Annotated in this window: 13 protein-coding genes; 3 read left to right on the forward strand and 10 right to left on the reverse strand. The window is 45.7% G+C overall.

Annotated elements, in window-relative coordinates; all coding sequences use genetic code 11:
• Window positions 1–153: 153 nt before the first annotated feature.
• The 6 genes from AACV78_RS16005 to AACV78_RS16030 all read right to left on the reverse strand — a co-directional run bounded on the left by AACV78_RS16005 (window position 154) and on the right by AACV78_RS16030 (window position 13,088).
• Window positions 154–2,244: a hybrid sensor histidine kinase/response regulator gene (locus AACV78_RS16005; protein ID WP_194011496.1), complete on the reverse strand. Its 2,091-nt coding sequence runs from the start codon at window positions 2,242–2,244 to the stop codon at window positions 154–156.
• Window positions 2,245–2,251: 7 nt separating this feature from the next.
• Window positions 2,252–2,959 carry a chemotaxis protein CheB gene (locus tag AACV78_RS16010; protein ID WP_333092276.1) on the reverse strand — a complete coding sequence of 236 codons (708 nt, stop codon included), beginning with the start codon at window positions 2,957–2,959 and terminating at the stop codon, window positions 2,252–2,254.
• On the reverse strand, window positions 2,931–3,758 hold the full coding sequence (locus AACV78_RS16015) for a CheR family methyltransferase (protein ID WP_194011494.1): 828 nt from the start codon (window positions 3,756–3,758) through the stop codon (window positions 2,931–2,933). Before AACV78_RS16015 ends, AACV78_RS16010 begins: the two co-directional genes overlap by 29 nt.
• A gap of 245 nt (window positions 3,759–4,003) precedes the next feature.
• Window positions 4,004–9,820, reverse strand: coding sequence for a HAMP domain-containing protein (locus AACV78_RS16020; protein WP_194011493.1), 5,817 nt, complete (start codon window positions 9,818–9,820; stop codon window positions 4,004–4,006).
• A gap of 315 nt (window positions 9,821–10,135) precedes the next feature.
• Window positions 10,136–12,238, reverse strand: a complete 2,103-nt coding sequence (locus tag AACV78_RS16025; RefSeq protein ID WP_194074312.1) for an FAD-dependent oxidoreductase — start codon at window positions 12,236–12,238, stop codon at window positions 10,136–10,138.
• Between the two features lie 673 nt (window positions 12,239–12,911).
• Window positions 12,912–13,088, reverse strand: a complete 177-nt coding sequence (locus AACV78_RS16030) for a hypothetical protein (RefSeq protein ID WP_194010464.1) — start codon at window positions 13,086–13,088, stop codon at window positions 12,912–12,914.
• 146 nt (window positions 13,089–13,234) lie between these two features.
• Between AACV78_RS16030 and AACV78_RS16035 the strand changes: the two genes are divergently transcribed.
• The 3 genes from AACV78_RS16035 to AACV78_RS16045 all read left to right on the forward strand — a co-directional run bounded on the left by AACV78_RS16035 (window position 13,235) and on the right by AACV78_RS16045 (window position 15,478).
• Complete coding sequence (locus AACV78_RS16035) at window positions 13,235–13,747, forward strand: hypothetical protein (protein WP_194010465.1); 513 nt, start codon at window positions 13,235–13,237, stop codon at window positions 13,745–13,747.
• Window positions 13,748–13,839: 92 nt separating this feature from the next.
• On the forward strand, window positions 13,840–14,604 hold the full coding sequence (locus AACV78_RS16040) for an HpcH/HpaI aldolase family protein (protein ID WP_194010466.1): 765 nt from the start codon (window positions 13,840–13,842) through the stop codon (window positions 14,602–14,604).
• 205 nt (window positions 14,605–14,809) lie between these two features.
• Entirely contained in the window at window positions 14,810–15,478 is a 669-nt protein-coding gene (locus AACV78_RS16045; RefSeq protein ID WP_194010467.1) for a 2OG-Fe dioxygenase family protein, read from the forward strand.
• 380 nt (window positions 15,479–15,858) lie between these two features.
• Here AACV78_RS16045 and AACV78_RS16050 read toward each other — a convergent pair whose 3' ends face one another.
• The 4 genes from AACV78_RS16050 to AACV78_RS16065 all read right to left on the reverse strand — a co-directional run bounded on the left by AACV78_RS16050 (window position 15,859) and on the right by AACV78_RS16065 (window position 20,161).
• A complete protein-coding gene (locus tag AACV78_RS16050) occupies window positions 15,859–16,065 on the reverse strand; it encodes a glycogen debranching protein (RefSeq protein ID WP_194010468.1) in 207 nt (68 codons plus the stop codon).
• 273 nt (window positions 16,066–16,338) lie between these two features.
• The gene (locus AACV78_RS16055; RefSeq protein WP_194010469.1) at window positions 16,339–16,824 is read right to left on the reverse strand and encodes a GNAT family N-acetyltransferase; all 486 of its coding nucleotides are present in this window, start codon (window positions 16,822–16,824) and stop codon (window positions 16,339–16,341) included.
• A 436-nt stretch (window positions 16,825–17,260) separates the two neighbouring features.
• A complete protein-coding gene (locus AACV78_RS16060; protein ID WP_194010470.1) occupies window positions 17,261–18,334 on the reverse strand; it encodes an RNA polymerase sigma factor, RpoD/SigA family in 1,074 nt (357 codons plus the stop codon).
• 126 nt (window positions 18,335–18,460) lie between these two features.
• Window positions 18,461–20,161, reverse strand: a complete 1,701-nt coding sequence (locus AACV78_RS16065) for a dipeptide ABC transporter ATP-binding protein (protein ID WP_194010471.1) — start codon at window positions 20,159–20,161, stop codon at window positions 18,461–18,463.
• Window positions 20,162–20,339 lie beyond the last annotated feature (178 nt).

Raw genomic sequence — 20,339 nt, forward strand, 5'->3', positions numbered from 1 at the left:
AGGGATCGGGAGAAAGGGGGAGAGGGGGAGAGGATTTGAGGATTTGAGGCTTTTTGATGTGCCGCCCGATCGCCCAATACAATTTAAATGCAGTACAACTTACCAAATCCGGCTTAGATACCCCGTCGCTGTCGATCGGCGATAGTTTTACTCTCAGGCGGTTTCAACCGCCGAGTCCCTTTGAGCCTCGGATCTCTGGCCTTTTAAATTGAATGATGCAACAGCTTTGAGGCCCACCGGATTTCTGAGGATTCCTGCGAGGTTGGCAATTCCTGCAATTAACTTAGTTACCTCAACAGGTTTAGATAAGTGCATCTGGAAACCAGCTTCCAGCGCTTGTCGGCGATCGGACTCTCTCACGTAAGCAGTCAGGGCGATCGCAGGCATTTTTCGCTCGCGCAGCACTTCCATTTCTTTCACCCGCGCGATTAACTCATAGCCGTCTGCTTGCGGCATTCCAATGTCGCTCAGCAGCACATCCGGCCAAAAACTCTCCAGTGCAGCTAGAGCCTCGGCCACCGATGCCGCCGATCGCACCACAGCTCCTTCCTCTTCGAGTACAGCAATCAAAAAGTCCCGCGTGTCATCGTCATCATCCACCACCAGCAATTGCAAATTAGCCAAAGTTGGCAGAGCCTCTGACACCTCATCGAGTTCAAAGCAATCATCAACAGCACCTTCCCCGTTTCCCTCAACAACTGGCAGAAAAACCGTGAATTTCGCACCCTCGCCCGCATTATTCTCTGCCCTAACGTTACCGCCGTGCTGTTCCACCAAGTGACTGACGATCGCCAATCCCAGCCCCAAACCCCCATAAGACCTAGTTGTGCTGCTATCAGCTTGTCGGAAGCGATCGAAAACATAAGGCAGAAAATCAGGATTAATACCAATTCCGCTATCCATTACCTGAATTTGCGCCTCATCGCCCACTAACTCCAACCGCACATCTACTTTACCCCCTTCAGGAGTAAATTTAATCGCATTAGAAAGCAAATTCCAGACTACTTGCTGCAAGCGATCGCTATCGCCTATAACTTTACCAACCTTTGAGTCAGCTTGAAATACTATCACAATTGATTTTGTCTCTGCCAGCGGTTTCAGAGAATCAATTGCCATTTCAATCACATTTTTTAACTGAATCGGATACAAATTAAAATTTAATTTTCCGCGCAGAATTCGCGAAACATCTAAAATATCTTCAACGAGTTGCGCTTGAGATTTAGCATTGCGCTCAATAGTCTCTAGAGCTTTATCAACCGTTGCTTGGTCAAACTTTTTTGCCCTAAGCAGCCTAGACCAGCCGAGAATCGCATTTAAAGGAGTACGGAGTTCGTGGGAGAGAATAGCCAAAAATTCATCCTTCATCTGGTTAGCTCTCTCAGCTTCTTGCCGCGCTACTTGTTCGCGGAGCAGTCGGCCGCGTTCTTCCTCTGCTTGCTTGCGGTCTGTGACATCTCTAACAGTTCCAACGTGACCGAGCAGTATTCCCAAATCCGAAAACATTGGCGAAGACTGTACGTTAATCCAACGCACATCTTCGTTATCAGCTAATCGAAACTCACTCGAATATTCCTGACCTTCTTTAATCCAACCCGACCAATCTGCTACTACGCGATCGCGGTCTTCAGGATGAACCGAACGCTGCCAAACTGACACCAAACTTTCATCTAAAATTAACCCGGAAATCTCTTCACAGCGGGGATTCAGGTAAGTACAGCGACCTTCAACGTCAGCTAAGTAAATTCCCAGGGGCGAACAAGCACACAAAGTACGAAATCGCTCTTCACTTTTACTTAGTTCATTATTAACAGCAGCTAACTCTGTTGCTTGTCGCTTCACCTCAGCAGTTTTTTGGAACAATTCCACAAATACCGCCACCTTCGATGTCAATATTTCCGGTTCCAACGGTTTGAAGAGGTAATCCACCGCACCCAGAGAATAACCTTTAAATACGTGGGTGTCATTACTGCTGAATGCTGTGATAAAAATAATCGGAGTCGATCGCGATCGATCTCTAGAGCGAATCATTGTTGCTGTCTCAAATCCATCCATTCCCGGCATCTGCACGTCAAGCAAAATTACCGCAAAATCTTGATGAAGCAGACATCTCAGAGCTTCTGCGCCGGAATTTGCCTTGACTAAATTATAAGACTGGTTCTTCAAAATAGCTTCCAGAGCCACCAAATTTTCTGAGCGATCGTCAACTATCAGGACATTTACTCGATCTTCGGGCTGCACATTCATAAATTTTTTAATTTTTAATTGTTAGCAAGTTGACCAAACAGGGAGCGATTTGAGAAAGGGGTAAAATCCAGTCTACTTCAACATTTGCGATCGCAGATGCAGGCATTGTCCGGCAAAAAGCAGAAGCCGGTTCCTCCACAAATGTCAATCCTCCTTCAGCTTTAATTTTTGCCAGCCCAGCAGTACCATCAGAACTAGCTCCTGTTAAAATTATGCCAATAGCGCGCTCCCCAAAGGCATCAGCAGCAGACTCAAACAGCACATCGATAGAGGGCCGCGCGTGGCAGACAGGAGGATCAGTTGATAGTGCAAATGTAGTAGAAACGCGACTGAGGATTGGGGATTTTGAATTGTCTATCGGCTCCACCGCCGCGCTCTTCCATGCTGTACCGTCGTTTTCATCAAGGCTAAATTTCTCCACCCAAGGCAATTCTATGAGCAAGTGATAGTCAGCGGGAGCCAAGTAAACCCGGCCAGGTGCGATCGGCTCTTTGTCCTCGGCCTCCGTGATTTGGAGAGAGCTTTGCTGTTGTAAAAAATCAGTAAGCCTGTTGGGAGAAGTCTTGTGGCGGTGTTGGACAATAACCACAGGTAAAGGAAAACTTTGTGGCAAATCTCCCAGCAGGACAGTCAGAGCATCTAGCCCTCCCAAAGACGTGCCAACAACCACTATCTCAAAAATATTTTTATTTAATTTTGCGGTAGATTTTGTCACTTCTTTCAACTGCTTCATAGTTTTTTTCATAAGGCGTAAAAGTGAGAGACTCCTGATGTCCTAATCCTAAAACTCCAAACATTCCCAAACTCTCATAAAAAAGCTTGTGTACCCGCTCTTGAAGTTGTGAATTGAAATAAATCAGCACATTGCGGCACACAATTACATTAAATTCATTAAAAGAAGTATCTGTTGCTAAGTTGTGGTGAGCAAAGACCATGTTATCTTTAAGTGAAGACCCAAAAATAGCATTTTCATAGGCAGCAGTATAATACTCAGAAAACGCTTTCTTGCCCCCTGCTTGGTGGTAGAGCTGGGTATATTCTTGCATTTGTTTCAAAGGAAATATACCAGCCTTGGCTGTTTTTAACACTAATTCGTTCATGTCGGTAGCGTAAATTCGACAGCGGTCATAAAGCCCTTCTTCTTGCAGCAAAATTGCCATAGAATAGACTTCTTCTCCCGTTGAACATCCAGCGTGCCAAATGCGAATAAAAGGATAAGTACGCAGCATCGGCACTACTTTTTTTCGGAAACTAATGTAAAATTTAGGATCGCGAAACATCGTAGTTACATTAACAGAAACATCCACCAAGAAACGCTCTAGACAGGCAGGATTATGGAGTATCTTTTCCTGAAGTCCAGAGACTGTGGTGAGCCGTTCCGAGCGAATAGTGTTCCAAATGCGACGCTTGATAGAGGCAAGAGCATAATTACGAAAATCAAATCCGTAATAGCGAAATATTCCCTCTAGTAGGAGTTGAATTTCGATTGTTTCAAGTTCATGGGTTTCGGACATTAGTAATTGTTTGTTGACTGTTGACTGTTAACTGTTGATTGTTGACTGTTGATTGTTGATTGTTGACTGTTAACTGTTGATTGTTAACTGTTGATTGTTGACTGTTGACTGTTGACTGTTAACTGTTAACAACTGCTTTCGGGCCAACTAACAACTAACAACCAACAACTAAGAGGGCGGGCCCGCACCATCCACCGCCCCTACCAACTAACAACTAACAACTAACAACCAACAACCAACTTATTTCATCTATAAAGCCAAACGCGCAGCAGCGAGAGCAATTGTTCTGTATCAACAGGCTTCGTGATGTAGTCAGACGCTCCAGCTTCGATACATTTTTCCCGATCGCCCTTCATAGCTTTGGCAGTAAGAGCAATCATCGGCAGCGAAGCGAATTGAGGTATATTGCGAATTGCTTGCATTGTTTCGTAACCGTCCATCTCCGGCATCATCACGTCCATCAACACAATATTTATGTCAGGCGTATTTTGCAATTGAGCAATGCCCTCTCTGCCGTTTTCAGCAAACACAATTTGCATTAAATGGCGCTCCAGCATACTCGTGAGGGCGAAGATATTCCGCACGTCGTCGTCAACAATCAAGACTTTTTTGCCCGCGAGCGTCGAATCAGTTTGATACAATTGCTCTAGCATTTGGCGCTTCGGTTCCGGCAAATTTGCTTGGACTCGGTGCAAGAACAAAGCAGTTTCATCCAACAAACGCTCCGGCGATCGCACATCTTTAACAATTATTGTTTCCGCCATCCGCTTGAGTTGAGTTTCTTCGGCTCTCGTCAACTCTTTGCCCGTATAAATAATAATCGGCAAATTTTTTAAACTAGGCTCTTGCTTGATCTGCTCGATCAGTTCAAAACCAGTCATATCTGGCAGTCCCAAATCGAGCACGATGCAGTCAAAATGCCCCGAATTCAAAATTTCTAGCGCCTCTGCACCGCTACCCACAGCCGTCGTTGAAACATCGTGATTGCCGATTAAATCCACAATGCTAAGACGTTGCGTTTCGTTGTCTTCCACCACGAGCAAATTTTTCACCGGCCTCTCCACAAAACCCTTAATATCAGTCAAAGCTTTGCTCAATGCCTCATGACTGACAGGCTTTTGTAAATAGGCGATCGCCCCTAACTGCAAACTGCGCTGCCGCCCTTCTTCAACTGATACAATATGAACCGGAATGTGGCGCGTACTCGCGTCGTGCTTCAGGCGATCGAGCACCGTCCAGCCATCCATCACAGGCAAATTTAGATCCAGCATAATCGCAGTTGGCTTGAACTCTCGCGCCATCGCCAAACCGATATCGCTCCGCAAAGCAACCAAAGCTTTAAAACCCTGTTCCTGCGCCATATCCACCAGAATTCGAGCAAAATTGACATCATCCTCGACAATCAAAAGAATGCGATCGCCACTCTCAATATTTTCTCGGTCATCAGATATTGAAGGCGACGGATAAGGCGCGGGCGACAAGTTGAAATTCGGCGAAGGAAGCGCCACAGAAGTAGCAGGCGACAATTGCGCCGCTTGCCTGCCCATTCCCGCGTCGCCATCATTCATTATTTGCGACTCTTGGTAAGTTTGCGGCAGATAAAGCGTGAACCTGCTACCCTCACCGGGGCGACTTGTCAATTTAATTTCTCCCCCTAACAGATTAGCAATTTCTCTACTAATTGACAAACCCAAACCCGTACCCCCATATTTACGGCTAGTGCTACCATCAGCTTGTTGAAAAGCCTCAAAAATAACCCTGTGTTTTTCAGCAGAAATCCCAATCCCCGTATCGCTAACAGACAAAGCCAAAACAGTAGCAGAACTCGTTAAAGTTTCAATCTCTAAACTCCACCCTTCCCGCGCCACTTCGACACACAATTTCACCTCACCCCGTTCAGTAAACTTAAAAGCATTAGAAAGAAGATTTTTCAAAACTTGCTGCAGCCGTTTAGCATCAGTATAAAGACCTTTTGGCAACCCAGCCTCAAGCTCTATTAAAAAATTCAACTTCTTATCCTGAGCGATTTGGCGGAAAGTTCGCTCCAAATGATCTCGCAAGTCAGCAAACAACACTTGCTCAATTTCCACTGACATCGTGCCCGATTCAATCTTAGCGAGATCCAAGATATCATTAATCAGCCCTAACAAATCCGTTCCCGCCGAGTAAATAGTGCGCGTGTATTCAACTTGTTTAACAGTCAAATTGCCATCAGGATTGTCAGAAAGCAATCGAGCCAGAATCAACAGCGAATTCAGCGGAGTTCGCAACTCGTGAGACATATTTGCCAAAAACTCCGACTTGTACTTAGAAGTTAGAGCCAACTGTTCGGCTCTTTCTTCCAGCAACGCTCTCGCCTGTTCAATATCTCGGTTTTTCCGCTCAACTTCCTTATTTTGCAGCGCCAGCAATTCAGCTTGTTCTTCTAATTCTTCATTCGTTTGTTGCAACTCTTCCTGCTGATTTTTCAACAATTCCTCAGATGCGCGGAGCGACTGCGCCTGTTGTTCGAGACGCTTGTTAGTTTCCGTTAATTCCTTTTGTTGAGTTTGCAACTCTTCTGTCAAAGACTGCGACTGTTTTAATAACTCTTCCGTCCGCATACTCGCCGCAATTGTATTTAAAACAATCGCGATACTTTCTGTAAGTTGGTCGAGAAATGTCAAATGTATTTCGCTGAAGCGGCGGAACGAAGCCAACTCGATTACCGCCGTCACTTGTCCCTCAAACAAAACGGGCAAAACCACCACGTTCAGCGGCGCAGCTTCTCCCAGTCCCGAGCTAATTTTAACGTAATTGTCCGGTACTTCCGTCAACAGGATTCGTTCTTTTTCCAAGGCGCACTGTCCCACCAAACCTTCGCCTAAATTGAATCTATTTCCTAGATGCTTGCGTTCCCGGTAGGCGTAGGTACTTAACAGTTTTAGGAACGGATCGTGTTCTACAGATTCCATCAAAAAGAATACGCCGTGCTGAGCAGAAACCAGCGGTGTCAGTTCTGATAAAATTAGTTTAGAAACAGTTTCTAAATCCCGCTGACCTTGTAGCATTCGAGTGAACTTAGCCAAGTTTGTTTTCAGCCAATCTTGCTCAGTATTTTTATGCGTTGTCTCCCGGAGATTGGCGATCATCTGGTTGAGATTATCTTTAACAATGGCAACTTCTCCTTCAGTAGCGACGGAAATTGACCTCGTTAAATCGCCTCTGGTAACAGCAATTGCCACTTCGGCGATCGCCCGCAACTGAGTAGTCAAATTCGCCGCCAATTCATTCACATTATCCGTCAAATCTCGCCACGTCCCCGCCGCACCCGGAACCTTCGCCTGACCGCCCAATTTTCCTTCAATTCCCACTTCCCGCGCCACTGTAGTAACTTGATCGGCAAACGTCGCCAGCGTATCGATCATCTCATTAATCGTATCAGCCAGAGTCGCAATTTCACCCTTAGCTTCCAGAATTAATTTACGCTTCAAATCGCCATTCGCCACCGCCGTCACAACTTTAGCAATACCCCGCACTTGCGCCGTCAAATTCTCCGCCATCGAGTTTACATTGTCGGTTAAATCTTTCCAAGTCCCCGCAACTCCTTTCACCTCAGCTTGACCGCCCAATTTACCCTCAGTTCCCACCTCCCGCGCCACCCGCGTCACCTCAGAAGCGAAGGAATTAAGCTGATCCACCATCACATTAATAGTATCTTTCAACTCCAGAATTTCGCCTTTAACATCGACGGTAATTTTCTTAGACAAATCGCCATTAGCCACCGCCTTCGTCACTTCCGCAATATTCCGCACCTGCGCCGTCAAATTCCCCGCCATCAAGTTAACAGAATCAGTTAAATCTTTCCAAGTTCCCCCTACACCCCGCACGTAAGCTTGCACTCCTAATTTACCTTCGGTTCCCACTTCCCTCGCCACTCTAGTTACTTCTGACGAAAAGGAACTCAACTGATCCACCATGATGTTAATCGTGTTTTTCAGTTCGAGAATTTCCCCTTTGACATCGACAGTAATTTTCTTAGATAAATCGCCATTTGCCACAGCGGTTGTCACTTCCGCAATATTCCGCACCTGCGCCGTTAAATTACCCGCCATCGAGTTAACAGAATCCGTTAAATCCTTCCAGGTTCCTGCTACTCCTTTAACTTCGGCTTGCACCCCTAATTTGCCTTCTGTCCCCACTTCCCTTGCAACCCTAGTTACTTCCGACGCGAAGGAATTTAACTGGTCTACCATCGTATTGACAGTGTTTTTTAACTCCAGAATTTCACCTTTAACATCAACAGTAATTTTTTTCGATAAATCGCCATTTGCCACAGCAGTCGTCACCGCAGCAATATTCCGCACCTGCGCCGTCAAACTACCGGCCATAAAGTTAACAGAATCCGTTAAATCCTTCCAGGTTCCTGCTACGCCTCGGACATCCGCTTGACCGCCGAGTTTACCTTCCGAACCCACTTCCCTCGCCACCCGCGTCACCTCAGATGCGAAGGAATTAAGTTGATCCACCATCACGTTAATGGTGTTTTTCAGTTCTAAAATTTCGCCTTTAACTTGTACAGTAATTTTCTTAGATAAGTCACCGTTAGCAACAGCAGTTGTTACTTCGGCAATGTTGCGGACTTGGGCTGTTAAATTGCCGGCCATCGAGTTGACTGAATCTGTTAAATCTTTCCAGGTTCCTGCTACTCCCTGCACTTCTGCTTGCACGCCTAATTTGCCTTCGTTTCCTACTTCCCTAGCAACTCTGGTTACTTCTGACACGAAGGAATTCAACTGGTCAACCATCGTGTTGACGGTGTTTTTTAACTCCAGAATTTCGCCTTTGACATCGACTGTAATTTTTTTAGATAAATCGCCCTTTGCCACAGCGGTTGTCACTTCAGCAATGTTGCGGACTTGTGATGTCAAACTGCCGGCCATGAAGTTAACGCTATCAGTTAAATCCTTCCAAGTTCCCGCAACTCCTTTAACTTCTGCTTGACCGCCGAGTTTGCCTTCGCTTCCTACTTCTCTGGCAACTCTGGTTACTTCTGAGGCGAAGGAATTCAACTGATCCACCATGACGTTAATGGTGTTTTTCAGTTCAAAGATTTCGCCTTTGACATCGACGGTAATTTTCTTGGATAAGTCGCCATTGGCTACAGCGGTTGTCACTTCGGCAATGTTGCGGACTTGGGCTGTTAAATTCCCGGCCATTGAGTTAACAGAATCTGTTAAATCTTTCCAGGTTCCTGCAACTCCCTGCACTTCTGCTTGTACGCCTAATTTCCCTTCGCTTCCTACTTCTCTCGCAACTCTGGTTACTTCTGATGAGAAGGAACTCAACTGATCCACCATCACGTTAATCGTGTTTTTTAGTTCGAGAATTTCTCCTTTAACATCGACGGTAATTTTCTTAGATAAATCGCCATTGGCTACAGCGGTTGTCACTTCGGCAATGTTGCGGACTTGTGCTGTTAAATTGCCGGCCATTGAGTTAACTGAATCTGTTAAATCTTTCCAGGTTCCTGCTACTCCTTCCACTTCTGCTTGTACGCCTAATTTGCCTTCGGTTCCTACTTCCCTAGCAACTCTGGTTACTTCCGAGGCAAAGGAACTCAACTGGTCTACCATTGTGTTGACAATTTTGGCTGTTTGAAGGAATTCCCCTTTGAGTGGTCTTTCTTCTATTTCTAGGGGGATGGTTTGCGATAAATCTCCTTTTGCTACGGCCCGAATTACTCTGGCGGTTTCTGAGGTTGGTTGTACTAAATCTGTAATTAGGGTGTTGACAGAATTTACGCTAGCTGCCCAGGAACCCTCAGCGCTGCCGATGGTTGCCCGCTGGGAAATTTTGCCTTCTTTGCCGACAACTGCGCTGATGCGATCGAGTTCGGCGGCCATTCTCTGATTGAGCTCGATAATGTCGTTAAGTTCGTCAGCAATTTTCCCGGCTATACCTGTCTGGTCTATGGGCATCCGAGCTGAGAAGTCTCCTTTTTTGACTGCTACTAAGGTTCTGAGTAGCTGTTTGGCATAAACATTATTTGGATTGGGTTTTGTTAGTTGGGCAGTTGACATGAGTGTTACCTTTGGGGAGTTGGAATGGGAGGGGGAATAGTTTTAAGTTTTGATATTTATTAATATTATGGGGCTAAAGTAGTGGCCGATCGCTTCTCTCGAAAGATGGATGACACATTCTGGTTATTTGTTGTTAGTTAGTTGTTATTTGTATGTTGTTTTACTGTAGGCCCAAACTTCCCCCCCAGCCTAAAAAAGGGGGGAACCGGCACACTCAAAGTCCCCCTTTTTTTTAGGGGGAGCGAAACTTCGATACAAACGAAAGATACAAAGGGTTTTAGCCTGGTTGTGGATACTACAAATAACCGCTGGCGATTATTTCCAATTTTGCCACGAACTATTGAAGATCGAAGTACCCGGAAAGGCGATCGGGTTTTTATCTTGCTGCAACCGCAACTGCAAAGCTTCCAAATTCGGCTCGCGGGCAGGTAATTCGTCCACCAATTCATAGGGTAAAATCCGATTTTCTAGGGAAAAAGCAGCGGTAACTCCCGCAGCAGCCCCAGCAGACCATTCAAAAGAATGTACTCGATAAGCTGCGGCCGCCGTGTGGCTGGTAGCAATACTTTTACCCGCCACTAACATATTATCAATTTTTTGAGGAATCATTGCCCGCAGCGGTATTTGGAAGGGATAAGCTTGTCCTTGGCCTTTGCGAGTGCCTTCGCGTTCGGTGTTTCCCGGTGCTTCTGGCGGGCTGTTGGTCATGCAGGGGTGAAAGTCGATCGCGTAATGACCGATACCCACACTATCAGGATAAATCCGGGCGCGCGATCGCGATTTTGTCTCCTCAACAGTCTGACTTCCCACAGCCAAAGCCGGCGCGTTCAAACCGCCGACAGCCAACCACAAATTTCGATACTCTTCTTCCGACAAATTCTCGCGGTAAAAATCCGTCCTAAAATCAGTCCGAGACATATCAACTTCCCACACCGTAAAACCTTGAGGCTGAGTCAAAGTCGGCCGCCCAACAATCCGCCTGCCTTCCCGCATATAAGGATATTTAGAAAGTCCGTGAACCGTCCCCATCGGCGAATCCAAACCGCTCAAAAAACGATTGTTGGGATAAGGCTTTTTCGCTCCATTACCTAATTGCGAGTCAGTAGTTCCTGCTACCAACCAGTAGAAAAATCCTTTAGCATTTTCTTCGCCGCGGCGCAGAGTTTCCGTTCGCAAGCCGCCCATCCAACCGCCCGGTTGCAGTTGACCGTTAGCCTCCAATTGCGCGCGAGAATAAATTAAATTATCCTCAGCAGAACCGGGACGGTAGTCATTCCCCCAAGTCCAGTTTTGCATGGAAATATCCCCAGGATAAATCGGGAATTTCTTGGGATCGGAAGGGCGCGGCTCATCCGGTCTCATGGTTTTAATTTGGCGGTAGCTGAAAACTAGCGGAAAGCTGGCCAATCTCGCCAGTTCGTAACTGTAGTAAGGAGCGTATTGTTGATAGAAAGACGGCATTTGATGCTGCTGCGGTTCCTTTGTTGCTTCCATCGCAAAGGTGTAGGTAAAACCTTGTGTGCAGTAAGGGTCGCCTTCGGGGCTGGCGGAGGAAGGTTCGAGAGGGGAACGCGGGTCAATTCCGAGGCGGTAGGGAACATCGGCAAGTCCGATTAATTCGCCTGTTTCGGTAGCATCTACAACGAACCAATCCGCACCCCCCCTAGCCCCCCCTTGTAAAGGGGGGGAACTTGTGGAATTTCGCCCGCTTCTGGGGTTGGGGGGGGTCTGAGATGATTTGGGAATAAACTGAATAATAGTTTTGTTAAATCGCGCCGAATTTTCGTAGCGATAGGCATCTTCGATGGTTTTAGACAGGGTTTCGGTGTTGATTGGCGGGGTGTTTGGGGCCGGTTTGTGTTGAATGGCGATCGCACTTTTAATTTGTTGTCCGCCAACTGCATTTTCCGCCACAGCCGGAGTAATTGCTAGTTCTTTAATTACGGTATTGGGAAACCATTTCAGCTTACCATTGCCTTTTTTTGCAGCATCTTGCAAGATGCCAAATAAAATTTTGTGGCCGTCGTAGGGCATGAAACAGGAATAGCTAACCCAACAGCCGCCGGGATTTAGTCTCCCGTAATGTTCTTTGATTCGCCGCCGCAATTCTAGGTAGCCGCGGGGGTAAAATAAGAGCGATCGCTGAGTTTCTCTTTCATCGAGTGCGGAAGTTCCTTGGGAGGAAATTTGACCGCCTACCCAGTCAGTAATTTCCGTGATGCAAACGGTGCGCCCTGCCAGCAAACCTTCGTAGGCGGTAGCGGCACCTGCGAGCCCGCCGCCTGCTACGAGAATGTCGCAAGTTTCCTCTTTGTCGGGATTGCGAGTCGGTGCGGCGAATGTTGGGGTAATAACTGAGAGTGAGGTAATTAGGCTGAGGGTGAAGGTGACGAGCGATCGACCTTTGAGCGAAAACATATACTTCGGAAGTTTCATCAGAAATTGTAGGTTAAATTTTGACACGAGTCAATACACTTACAGCCAACGACCAAAAAGTGAATGAAGTTCTATAATACTGGTATTTCCCGGTGCGATCGGGGCAGTTGTTTTATTTTAGACAAATTTTAACAACAAAACACGTTTTGAATATCAGGATTAAGTCAAAGAGCAAAATTATTAAATCTTATAAGTATTTGCTACATTTTAGATTGGTATAATTTCGAGCCATCTAACTTTTGATGAAAATTTGCCTAAATCAGACAAAATCATTGAAAAAATACCAAATTTCCGAAGGGCATAGAAGCCCCAAAAGACATCATATTCTTCTCAAGTAAACTTAGTTTCGATTGTATTTGGATAAATAAAATTTGAGCAAAGATTAGATTTTGTTGTAACACTATTCTGCAATCCAAACTAACTCTAACAAAAACTCGCGCAAGGTGAAACTGACTCGATCTTTCATCTGACTTGAATCGTCTAAATCATTTATTGATGCAGAAACCGCAGATGTCAGGCCGATTCAACCGACGATAAACGCAGATAAGTTTAAGATATTTTGGGAATGAATGCAATGCAGGTCGATCGAGTGCGGAAGTTACCTGAGAGGAAATTTGATCGGCAAATCAATAATTTCGGTGAAGTGCGCTGTACACTACGCTAGCAAGCCTTTTTCACTGCCGGTTAGTTGATTGTCTCGATGGCGAGTCGGCGCGGCTAATGTTGGGATAATAGCTGAGATTGAGGTAATTAGGCTGAGGGTGAAGCTGACGGGCGATCGACCTTTGAGCGACAATAGATACCGTCGCAGTTTCATCGCTGGTTGGGGCATTAATCTTGACATCAGCGAAAAATATTCATAGCATTTAAATGTTTATTTTGCAGTATACTGGTATTTTGGGGTGCGGTCACGGGAAAATTGTTTTATATAATCGGAATTAATACCATCTACCACTATCTAAAATCAGGAGCGAGCTTGTGCTCAAAATAGTCAAATTTTTTAGAGCGTTGATTTTTTTTGAGAGTTTAACAATTACGACAAGTTTAACTTTTTCTGAAGTTTTGCAAAGGTTGGACGAAGTTGTCACTCCTCCCAAACTTTTTAGAATCATTCTACCCTTCGCCCCGCCACCCGCCAAACCTTATGAAGGCACAATTTCGGGCAATACCTTCCAAATCAATCGCATTGCGATCGGCCGCAATTTATTTTTGCCAATTATCAAAGGAAATATCGATTCTCAACCGTTCGGTTGTTCCATCAAAATCAGGATGGTATTGCATAAAATCGTGCTAGGATTGATGATTCTTTGGCTGTGGACTACGGGCAGTATTGGAACGTTTTCTTTATTTGCTTGGTTTGTAGAACCATCGGTGGGAGCCATATTTTTGCCAATACTAGGAATGTTTTTTTTGGTCTGGCTTTTGTGCTTAATTCCCTTTAAAATAGAAGCAAAAGCAGCCAAAAAACTTCTCTCAATTCTTTTAACATAAATCAACTTATTGCTACTTGTTTTGACGATATATAAAAGGTCAAATAATCCGCGTCAATCCGCGTTCATCTGCGGTAAAAAACCATCAAATTTATGCGTCACAACCAACTCAAACAAAAAATCAAACAAGGCGAAACTGTTCTGGGTTTATTCATGAACTGCGCCTATCCCGCATTCATAGAAATCTGCGGTCATGCTGGACTTGATTTCGCCGTCATTGACATGGAACACGGCCCGTTGCACCAGCTTGCTGCTGAAGATTTGTGCCGCGCCGCCGACTGCACCGGCATTGCACCGATTGTTCGCGTCCGCAAAAACGACGGGCCGCAAATTCAACGAGCTCTCGACATCGGCAGTGCAGGGGTTCAAGTACCTCAAATTGAGAGCAAACTCGATGCGGAAACGGCTGTAAAAAGCGCTAAATACAGTCCTCTGGGTTCGCGCGGCCTTTCCTTTGCTACGCGGGCGGGACTTTACACGGCGGCAGGTACAAATATTACTGACAAACTCAACGATGAATCTTTGGTTGTGATTCATGTTGAAGGTAAAGGCGGTATCGAGAATCTGGCAGAAATTGTGACTGTGCCGCAGGTTGATGTGATTTTTCTGGGGCCTTACGATCTGTCGCAGTCGATCGGCATTCCCGGCCAAGTGCGCGATCCCCGAGTCATCGACATGATGCAGGAAGCAGTACAAACCATCCGCAGTGCAGGTAAAGCGGCGGGTACTTTTGCCGAAAACCCTGAAATCGCCCAGCAGTGGATTGATGCTGGCGTTCAGTACGTTGCACTTGGGGTGGATGTGGCCGTCTTCCTCCGGGCCTGTCAGTCGCTGGTGAAAGCGGTCGATCGATTTTAGATTTTAGATTTTAGATTTTAGATTTTAGATTGCGGGAATTAATTGGTTGGCGCGTCGAGCTAATATCATTGGCAATCTTTACGATATCTTTGCAATTTTTGTATTGTTTTTAATGACACTTACAAAAAACCTAAGCTAGAGTATAAACATACACCTCCCTAGGGCAAGATTTCGCAGGGGAGCAAGGATTCATGGAGGATAATCTATGAAAACGGTATTAGAATCCATTCAATTGGACTATGCTTTCATGTTTACTTTTAAAAGAGTAAACTCGATCAAGCTGGAAGGATTCAAGGATTTTTTTGACGATATGCCTGTAGATCCTTATATTAAAGGTAAGTATCGTTCGAGGAGATTGTCGCGGTTTGTCGTGAACGGAAATGAGTTAGTTAAGTTACCTCACGGCTATTTGTTTCAAAGTAAAGAATACAATCCGTTGGTGGGCGATATCAGGCGGGAATTTGCCGAATTGGACGATCGGCTAATTGCCCTCGATAACTTCAAACAACTGATTTTTGCTTTTTTCGACTCCTGCAAAATTCACCCGGAAGCTGAAATCGGAGTGCATCAAATCAGGACGACTTGTTCGCCGCACAATTTTGGCAACCCCGCACCGGAAGGCATTCACCAAGACGGTACTGATTTTATCGGGATTTTCTCGGTCGATCGCACTAATGTTGTGGGCGGCGAAACGCATTTGTATTTGGCTAAAAAAGAGAAGCCTGTTGTTAATAAAGTTCTGCAGCCGGGAGAGTTGTTGTTGGTTGACGACCACCAGTTTTTCCACTTTACTACGCCGATTAAACCGGAATTGGAAGGGGTGGGAACCAGGGATGTCTTTGTGCTGACTTCTCCGAGTTTGCTGATCGATTGAGGAGAGTTGGGAAATTGGGTGTCTTTCGTTCGATCGTTCGGAATGCGAGTCCTCTCTATGGTGTTTAGTCCATCAGGACTAAAGTCCTTACTACAAACCTGCATCTAGCAACTCACAAATGTGCGATCGACTTATCTTGCATTTTCCGAACTTATATGCTGTATTTTCCGGCCGTTGCGACACGAAATACAGCAAACTCAATCTGCTGATGACCAAGGCGAAAAACGGGTACAAGTTTCCGATACTCACGTCAGGCTCAATTCCCAAATTTTAGACTCCACTTCGGGCTCCGTTGATTCACGAAGCTGCAAGTAAATCTAAAATCTAAAACTCGTACGCTCGCGAAGCCGAAGTATCTAAAATCGACTAACTTGCGTCGATCAATTCAATTTCAAAGCATTAACAGGCACCTCATCCCAAGAACTAACAGTCCGCAAGGTAGCAACCCAGCCCTGCTGCTTTTGATCTGCCGTCAAATTTTGCTCAAAAGATTCGTGACATTCCTTTGCTTGAGTCTCATCGCAACAAGCAATGCAAGAATAAAGAATGCCCGATGGATCGATTTGCTCGTTTACCCAAATAACCACGATCTGCTCTCTCAATATAAATCTACTTTTACTTAAATTTTCCTATATTTTGGGCAATTATTGACTGGAATTTACCTAACAAAACAGGGGGGCCGCGAAACCGGGTTTTTCGCGAAATTTCCTTCTCAACCGCAGAGCTCACAAAAACCCGGTTTCTGATAATTGACGGTGCGTCGAAACCGGGTTTTTCGCGAAAATACAGAGGTTGCAGGCCGCCAAGCCCCCCAAAAACCCGGTTTCTGAGAGTCGGAGGACGATCGCCCGCCGATCGAATTACTTCGAGGCCAAACTCGCCAAAGACTCGCCAGCAACCCGGCAAATCCGCCAATCCGGCATCACATCAGCACCAATACCCTTGTAAAATCCGATCGCCAATTCATTCCAATCCAACACACTCCACTCCAGACGCCCGCAGTTTCTTTCGACTGTCAACCGCGCCAGATAAACAATCAAAGACTTGCCAATACCCCGCCCTCGAAACTCAGGAAGCACAAACAAATCTTCCAAATAAATCCCCGGCTGAGTCAAAAAAGTAGAATAATTATAAAAAAACAGCGCCCAGCCCACAACACGATTTTCCGACTCTGCGAGAATCGCTTCTGCAAAAGGTCTCGCGCCAAACAAATGATTTTCCAAATCAACCGCATTACCAGTAACGGCATGAGATAATTTTTCGTATTCAGCTAAAGCCTTAATCAAATCAAACAGCACCGGCACATCTGCGCGGGTAGCTGGACGCAAAATCACCTCATCAGACATAAATCAATTAAGTAGTAAGCGACAATCAACAATTAAAAATATAGCAGAAGTCAGTAGTCAGTAGTCAGTAGTCATTAGTCAGTAGTCAGTAGTCAGTAGTCAATAGTCATTGGTCATATCATGTCCGGTCAATTGACCGCTTTAAAATTGGTTAGTAGTGTGGACTTTCGTCTGCCACCCAAGAGCGGACGAAAGTCCACACTACTAACTGTTTTTCTAGTCGTTATATCAAATCCGGTAGCATCGGAATTATGAGCGTGCGAGCGTCCCCGATCGCACTATCAGCCTCCCCGCTCGCACTATCAATGATTAAAATATATAATTCCGATGCTCTCGGAAACGATATTACCAGGCTCCTGCCCGTTAACTGGTTAACCAGTTAACCATACATTCGATATTTAACACTTTAAAAAAGGCCAATTCAATATTTTTTAGCTCATTTCAACCAGCCCTTCAATCGTTCCGTCACTTGAGGGCGGCGCAACTTTCGCATTGCCTTATTTTGAATTTGACGGACTCGTTCGCGGGACAAATTGAACAAACTGCTGACTTCTTCTAAAGTATAAGGTTCGCCGGTTATCAAACCGTAACGCATCGCCACAATCTCTTTTTCCCGTTCAGTCAAAATACTGTCCAACACCTCCAAAATATCTTGGCGCATCATCATCTCATTCATCTGAGCTTCTGGAGATTGCGTCGCGCTATCTTCCAGAACATCCAAAAGTTCCGAACTTTCTTCCGTACCAATGCGGTGGTTGAGAGACAAAGATTGCCGGCGTACTTGCTGGAGGTAACGAAGCTGTTCAGCAGTAACTTCCATTTCTCTAGCAACTTCAGTTTCCGTAGGATTTCGTTGAAGAGAACGCCTTAAATCTCGATAAACTCTTTTGAGTTTATTTAACTGTTCGACAATGTGAACCGGCAAGCGAATTGTCCGCCCTTGATTGGCAATTGTCCGAGTAATTCCTTGGCGAATCCACCAATAGGCATAGGTAGAAAATTTGTAACCCTTCTCAGGATCGAACTTTTCGGCGGCTCGATTCAAACCTAAAGCTCCTTCTTGAATTAAATCTAGAAAAGGCACGCCTCGGTTGAGATAGCGTTTCGCAATCGAAACCACCAACCGCAAATTCGAGCTGATCATTTTCCGTTTCGCCGACTGACACTGGTGGCGAAGTTGTTGCAGTTGACTTTCGCTCACCCCCAAAGCTGCAGCGAGTTCAGCTTTTGTTGGCTCTCTTTCCAATTCCTGTTTTAAACGCTCTTCTACTTCCAGAAGGGCTACCAATTCTTGAACGCGACGAGCTAACTCCACCTCTTCGGTGGCAGTCAGTAGAGGATAGCGAGACATTTCTTTGAACAAAGCTCCCACGGGATCGTCGGCAGACCAGTTGTTGTATGCTGACGATCGAGTTACCGTCGGACGATCGATCTCGGTGTCCTCATCCTCTGCGATTGCGAGTGAGGCTTCGGGAGCCACCGCAAAACTGCCTAGGTCAGATTCTGCCATATAGTGCTTGGTGTCCGTGGGATGATTTGAAAAGTATCCCTTCACTTTAACCAATTTAATCAGAAATTTCCGAAATCCATCTAGAAGCTGGTGGCTGATATCAAATTTCCCCAATTTTAGATTGGTTTATTGAGTCCGAGCCAATAAAGGAGCTGCTTGCAATAACTGCTGAGTATAAGGGTGCTGCGGATTAGTAAAAATCTCCCTAGTCTTGCCGATTTCCACAATTTTTCCGGCATTCATTACCGCAATGCGATCGCAAAAAAATCTCGCCACCCACAAATCATGGGTAATAAACAGATAAGTCAAATTAAATTCCTGTTTCAACTCCAACATCAGCTCTAATACTTGAGTCTGCACGCTAGCATCCAGCATACTCACTGGTTCGTCGCAAATAATCAGTTGCGGCCGAGTAATCAAAGCGCGGGCGATCGAAACCCGCTGCTGTTGTCCGCCTGAGAGTTCCCCCGGATAGCGGCGAAAGAAATCCTCCCCAGGAGTCAAACCCACCCGCTCTAACATTTGGATTACTTGTTTTTTAGCTTCCTCTCCCTTAGCTAATTTGTGAATCAACAAAGGGTCAGCAATACTTTGCCCGACAGTCATCATCGGATTCAAACAAGCGTGGGGGTCTTGAAATATCATTTGCATTTGGCGGCGGTGCTTCCTGACAGCATCGTTACTCAGAGCCGTGATATCTATTCCTTGAAATTCAACCTTGCCACCAGTCGGAGGAATCAAGCGCAAAATCGTGCGCGACAACGTACTTTTGCCGCAGCCTGACTCCCCTACCAGCCCCAAGGTTTCTCCCCGTTCTAGCTCTAAACTAACATTATCTACGGCTTTAATTACCTGCTGTTTCCGGGAAAACAACTGCTCTAATAAATTGCTTTCTAAACTGTAGTGCTGCTGCAAATTCGTCACAGTCAAAAGAGGTAAATTTGACTCGGACTTAAGCCGATAATTTTCCTTCTCCCCTTTTCCTTCTTCCTTCTTCCCTCTTCCTTCTTCCTTCTCCCCTCTTCCTTCTTCCTTCTGAATGTGCAAAGCTGCTTTCAGGAGCGATCGAGTATATTCATGTTGCGGGCGTTCAAAAACATCCAGCACCGGCCCAGTTTCCACCACTTTGCCGCCGTACATCACCGCAATGCGATCGCAATACTCAGCCACCATCGCCAAATCGTGAGAAATCAACAAAATAGCCGTTCCCCGTTCCGCGCAAAGTCTGGTTAATTCCTGCATAATCTGAGCGGCGACAGTTACATCCAAACTCGTCGTCGGTTCGTCCGCCACAATTAACTTCGGATCGAGCAAAAGAGCCAAAGCAATCGCTACTCTTTGCCGCATTCCGCCACTAAATTCGTGGGGAAATTGCGACCAGCGAGAGGCGGGAATTTTCACAGCTTCCAAAATCTCGATCGCCCGTTGCTTAGCCTGCTTGCGATCCAAATTCGGTCTGTGGGCCTGCAAAGTCTCGATACAGTGTTCCCCGACAGTCATCAAAGGATCGAGACGAGTCATCGGATCTTGAAAAATCAACGCCACAGCTTCGCCCCGAAACCGTCTCAGCCGCGAAGCATCCATCTCAAACACCGACTCTCCAGCAAAATCAACCCGCCCCTCAATCTGCGTCGAATCCGGTAGCAACCGCATCGCCGCCCTTCCCAAAGTTGACTTACCGCACCCAGACTCCCCAACCAATCCCAGTTTTTCCCCTGCTTCCAGCCTCAGAGAAACGCCGTCAACCGCCCAACCGGATTGGCCCCGCCGCTGAGGATAAGCTACTCGCAGATTTTCAATGGAAAACAAAGAATAGTCATTAGTCATTAGTCATTAGTCCTTAGTTATTAGTTATTGGTTATTGGTTATTGGTGGTTATTGGTCATTAGTTATTCGTTATTCGTTATTCGTTATTCGTTATTTGTTACTGGTTGTTGGCTATTGTTATTAGTTGTTGGTCGTTGTAATTAGCTGTTTTTTACTGGGTCTATCATGTCCAGTCATA

It is taken from the genome of Tychonema sp. LEGE 07196 (genome assembly GCF_963890365.1).
In the GTDB taxonomy this organism is placed as follows: Bacteria; Cyanobacteriota; Cyanobacteriia; order Cyanobacteriales; family Microcoleaceae; genus Microcoleus.

Coding starts and splice junctions, on each gene's coding strand:
- AACV78_RS16025 (WP_194074312.1), bottom strand. CDS start 12,238: ATGTTTTCGCTCAAAGGTCGATCGCTCGTCACCTTCACCCTCAGCCTA.
- AACV78_RS16020 (WP_194011493.1), bottom strand. CDS start 9,820: ATGTCAACTGCCCAACTAACAAAACCCAATCCAAATAATGTTTATGCC.
- AACV78_RS16040 (WP_194010466.1), top strand. CDS start 13,840: ATGCGTCACAACCAACTCAAACAAAAAATCAAACAAGGCGAAACTGTT.
- AACV78_RS16005 (WP_194011496.1), bottom strand. CDS start 2,244: ATGAATGTGCAGCCCGAAGATCGAGTAAATGTCCTGATAGTTGACGAT.
- AACV78_RS16015 (WP_194011494.1), bottom strand. CDS start 3,758: ATGTCCGAAACCCATGAACTTGAAACAATCGAAATTCAACTCCTACTA.
- AACV78_RS16065 (WP_194010471.1), bottom strand. CDS start 20,161: ATGACTAATGACTATTCTTTGTTTTCCATTGAAAATCTGCGAGTAGCT.
- AACV78_RS16045 (WP_194010467.1), top strand. CDS start 14,810: ATGAAAACGGTATTAGAATCCATTCAATTGGACTATGCTTTCATGTTT.
- AACV78_RS16030 (WP_194010464.1), bottom strand. CDS start 13,088: ATGCCCCAACCAGCGATGAAACTGCGACGGTATCTATTGTCGCTCAAA.
- AACV78_RS16060 (WP_194010470.1), bottom strand. CDS start 18,334: ATGGCAGAATCTGACCTAGGCAGTTTTGCGGTGGCTCCCGAAGCCTCA.
- AACV78_RS16055 (WP_194010469.1), bottom strand. CDS start 16,824: ATGTCTGATGAGGTGATTTTGCGTCCAGCTACCCGCGCAGATGTGCCG.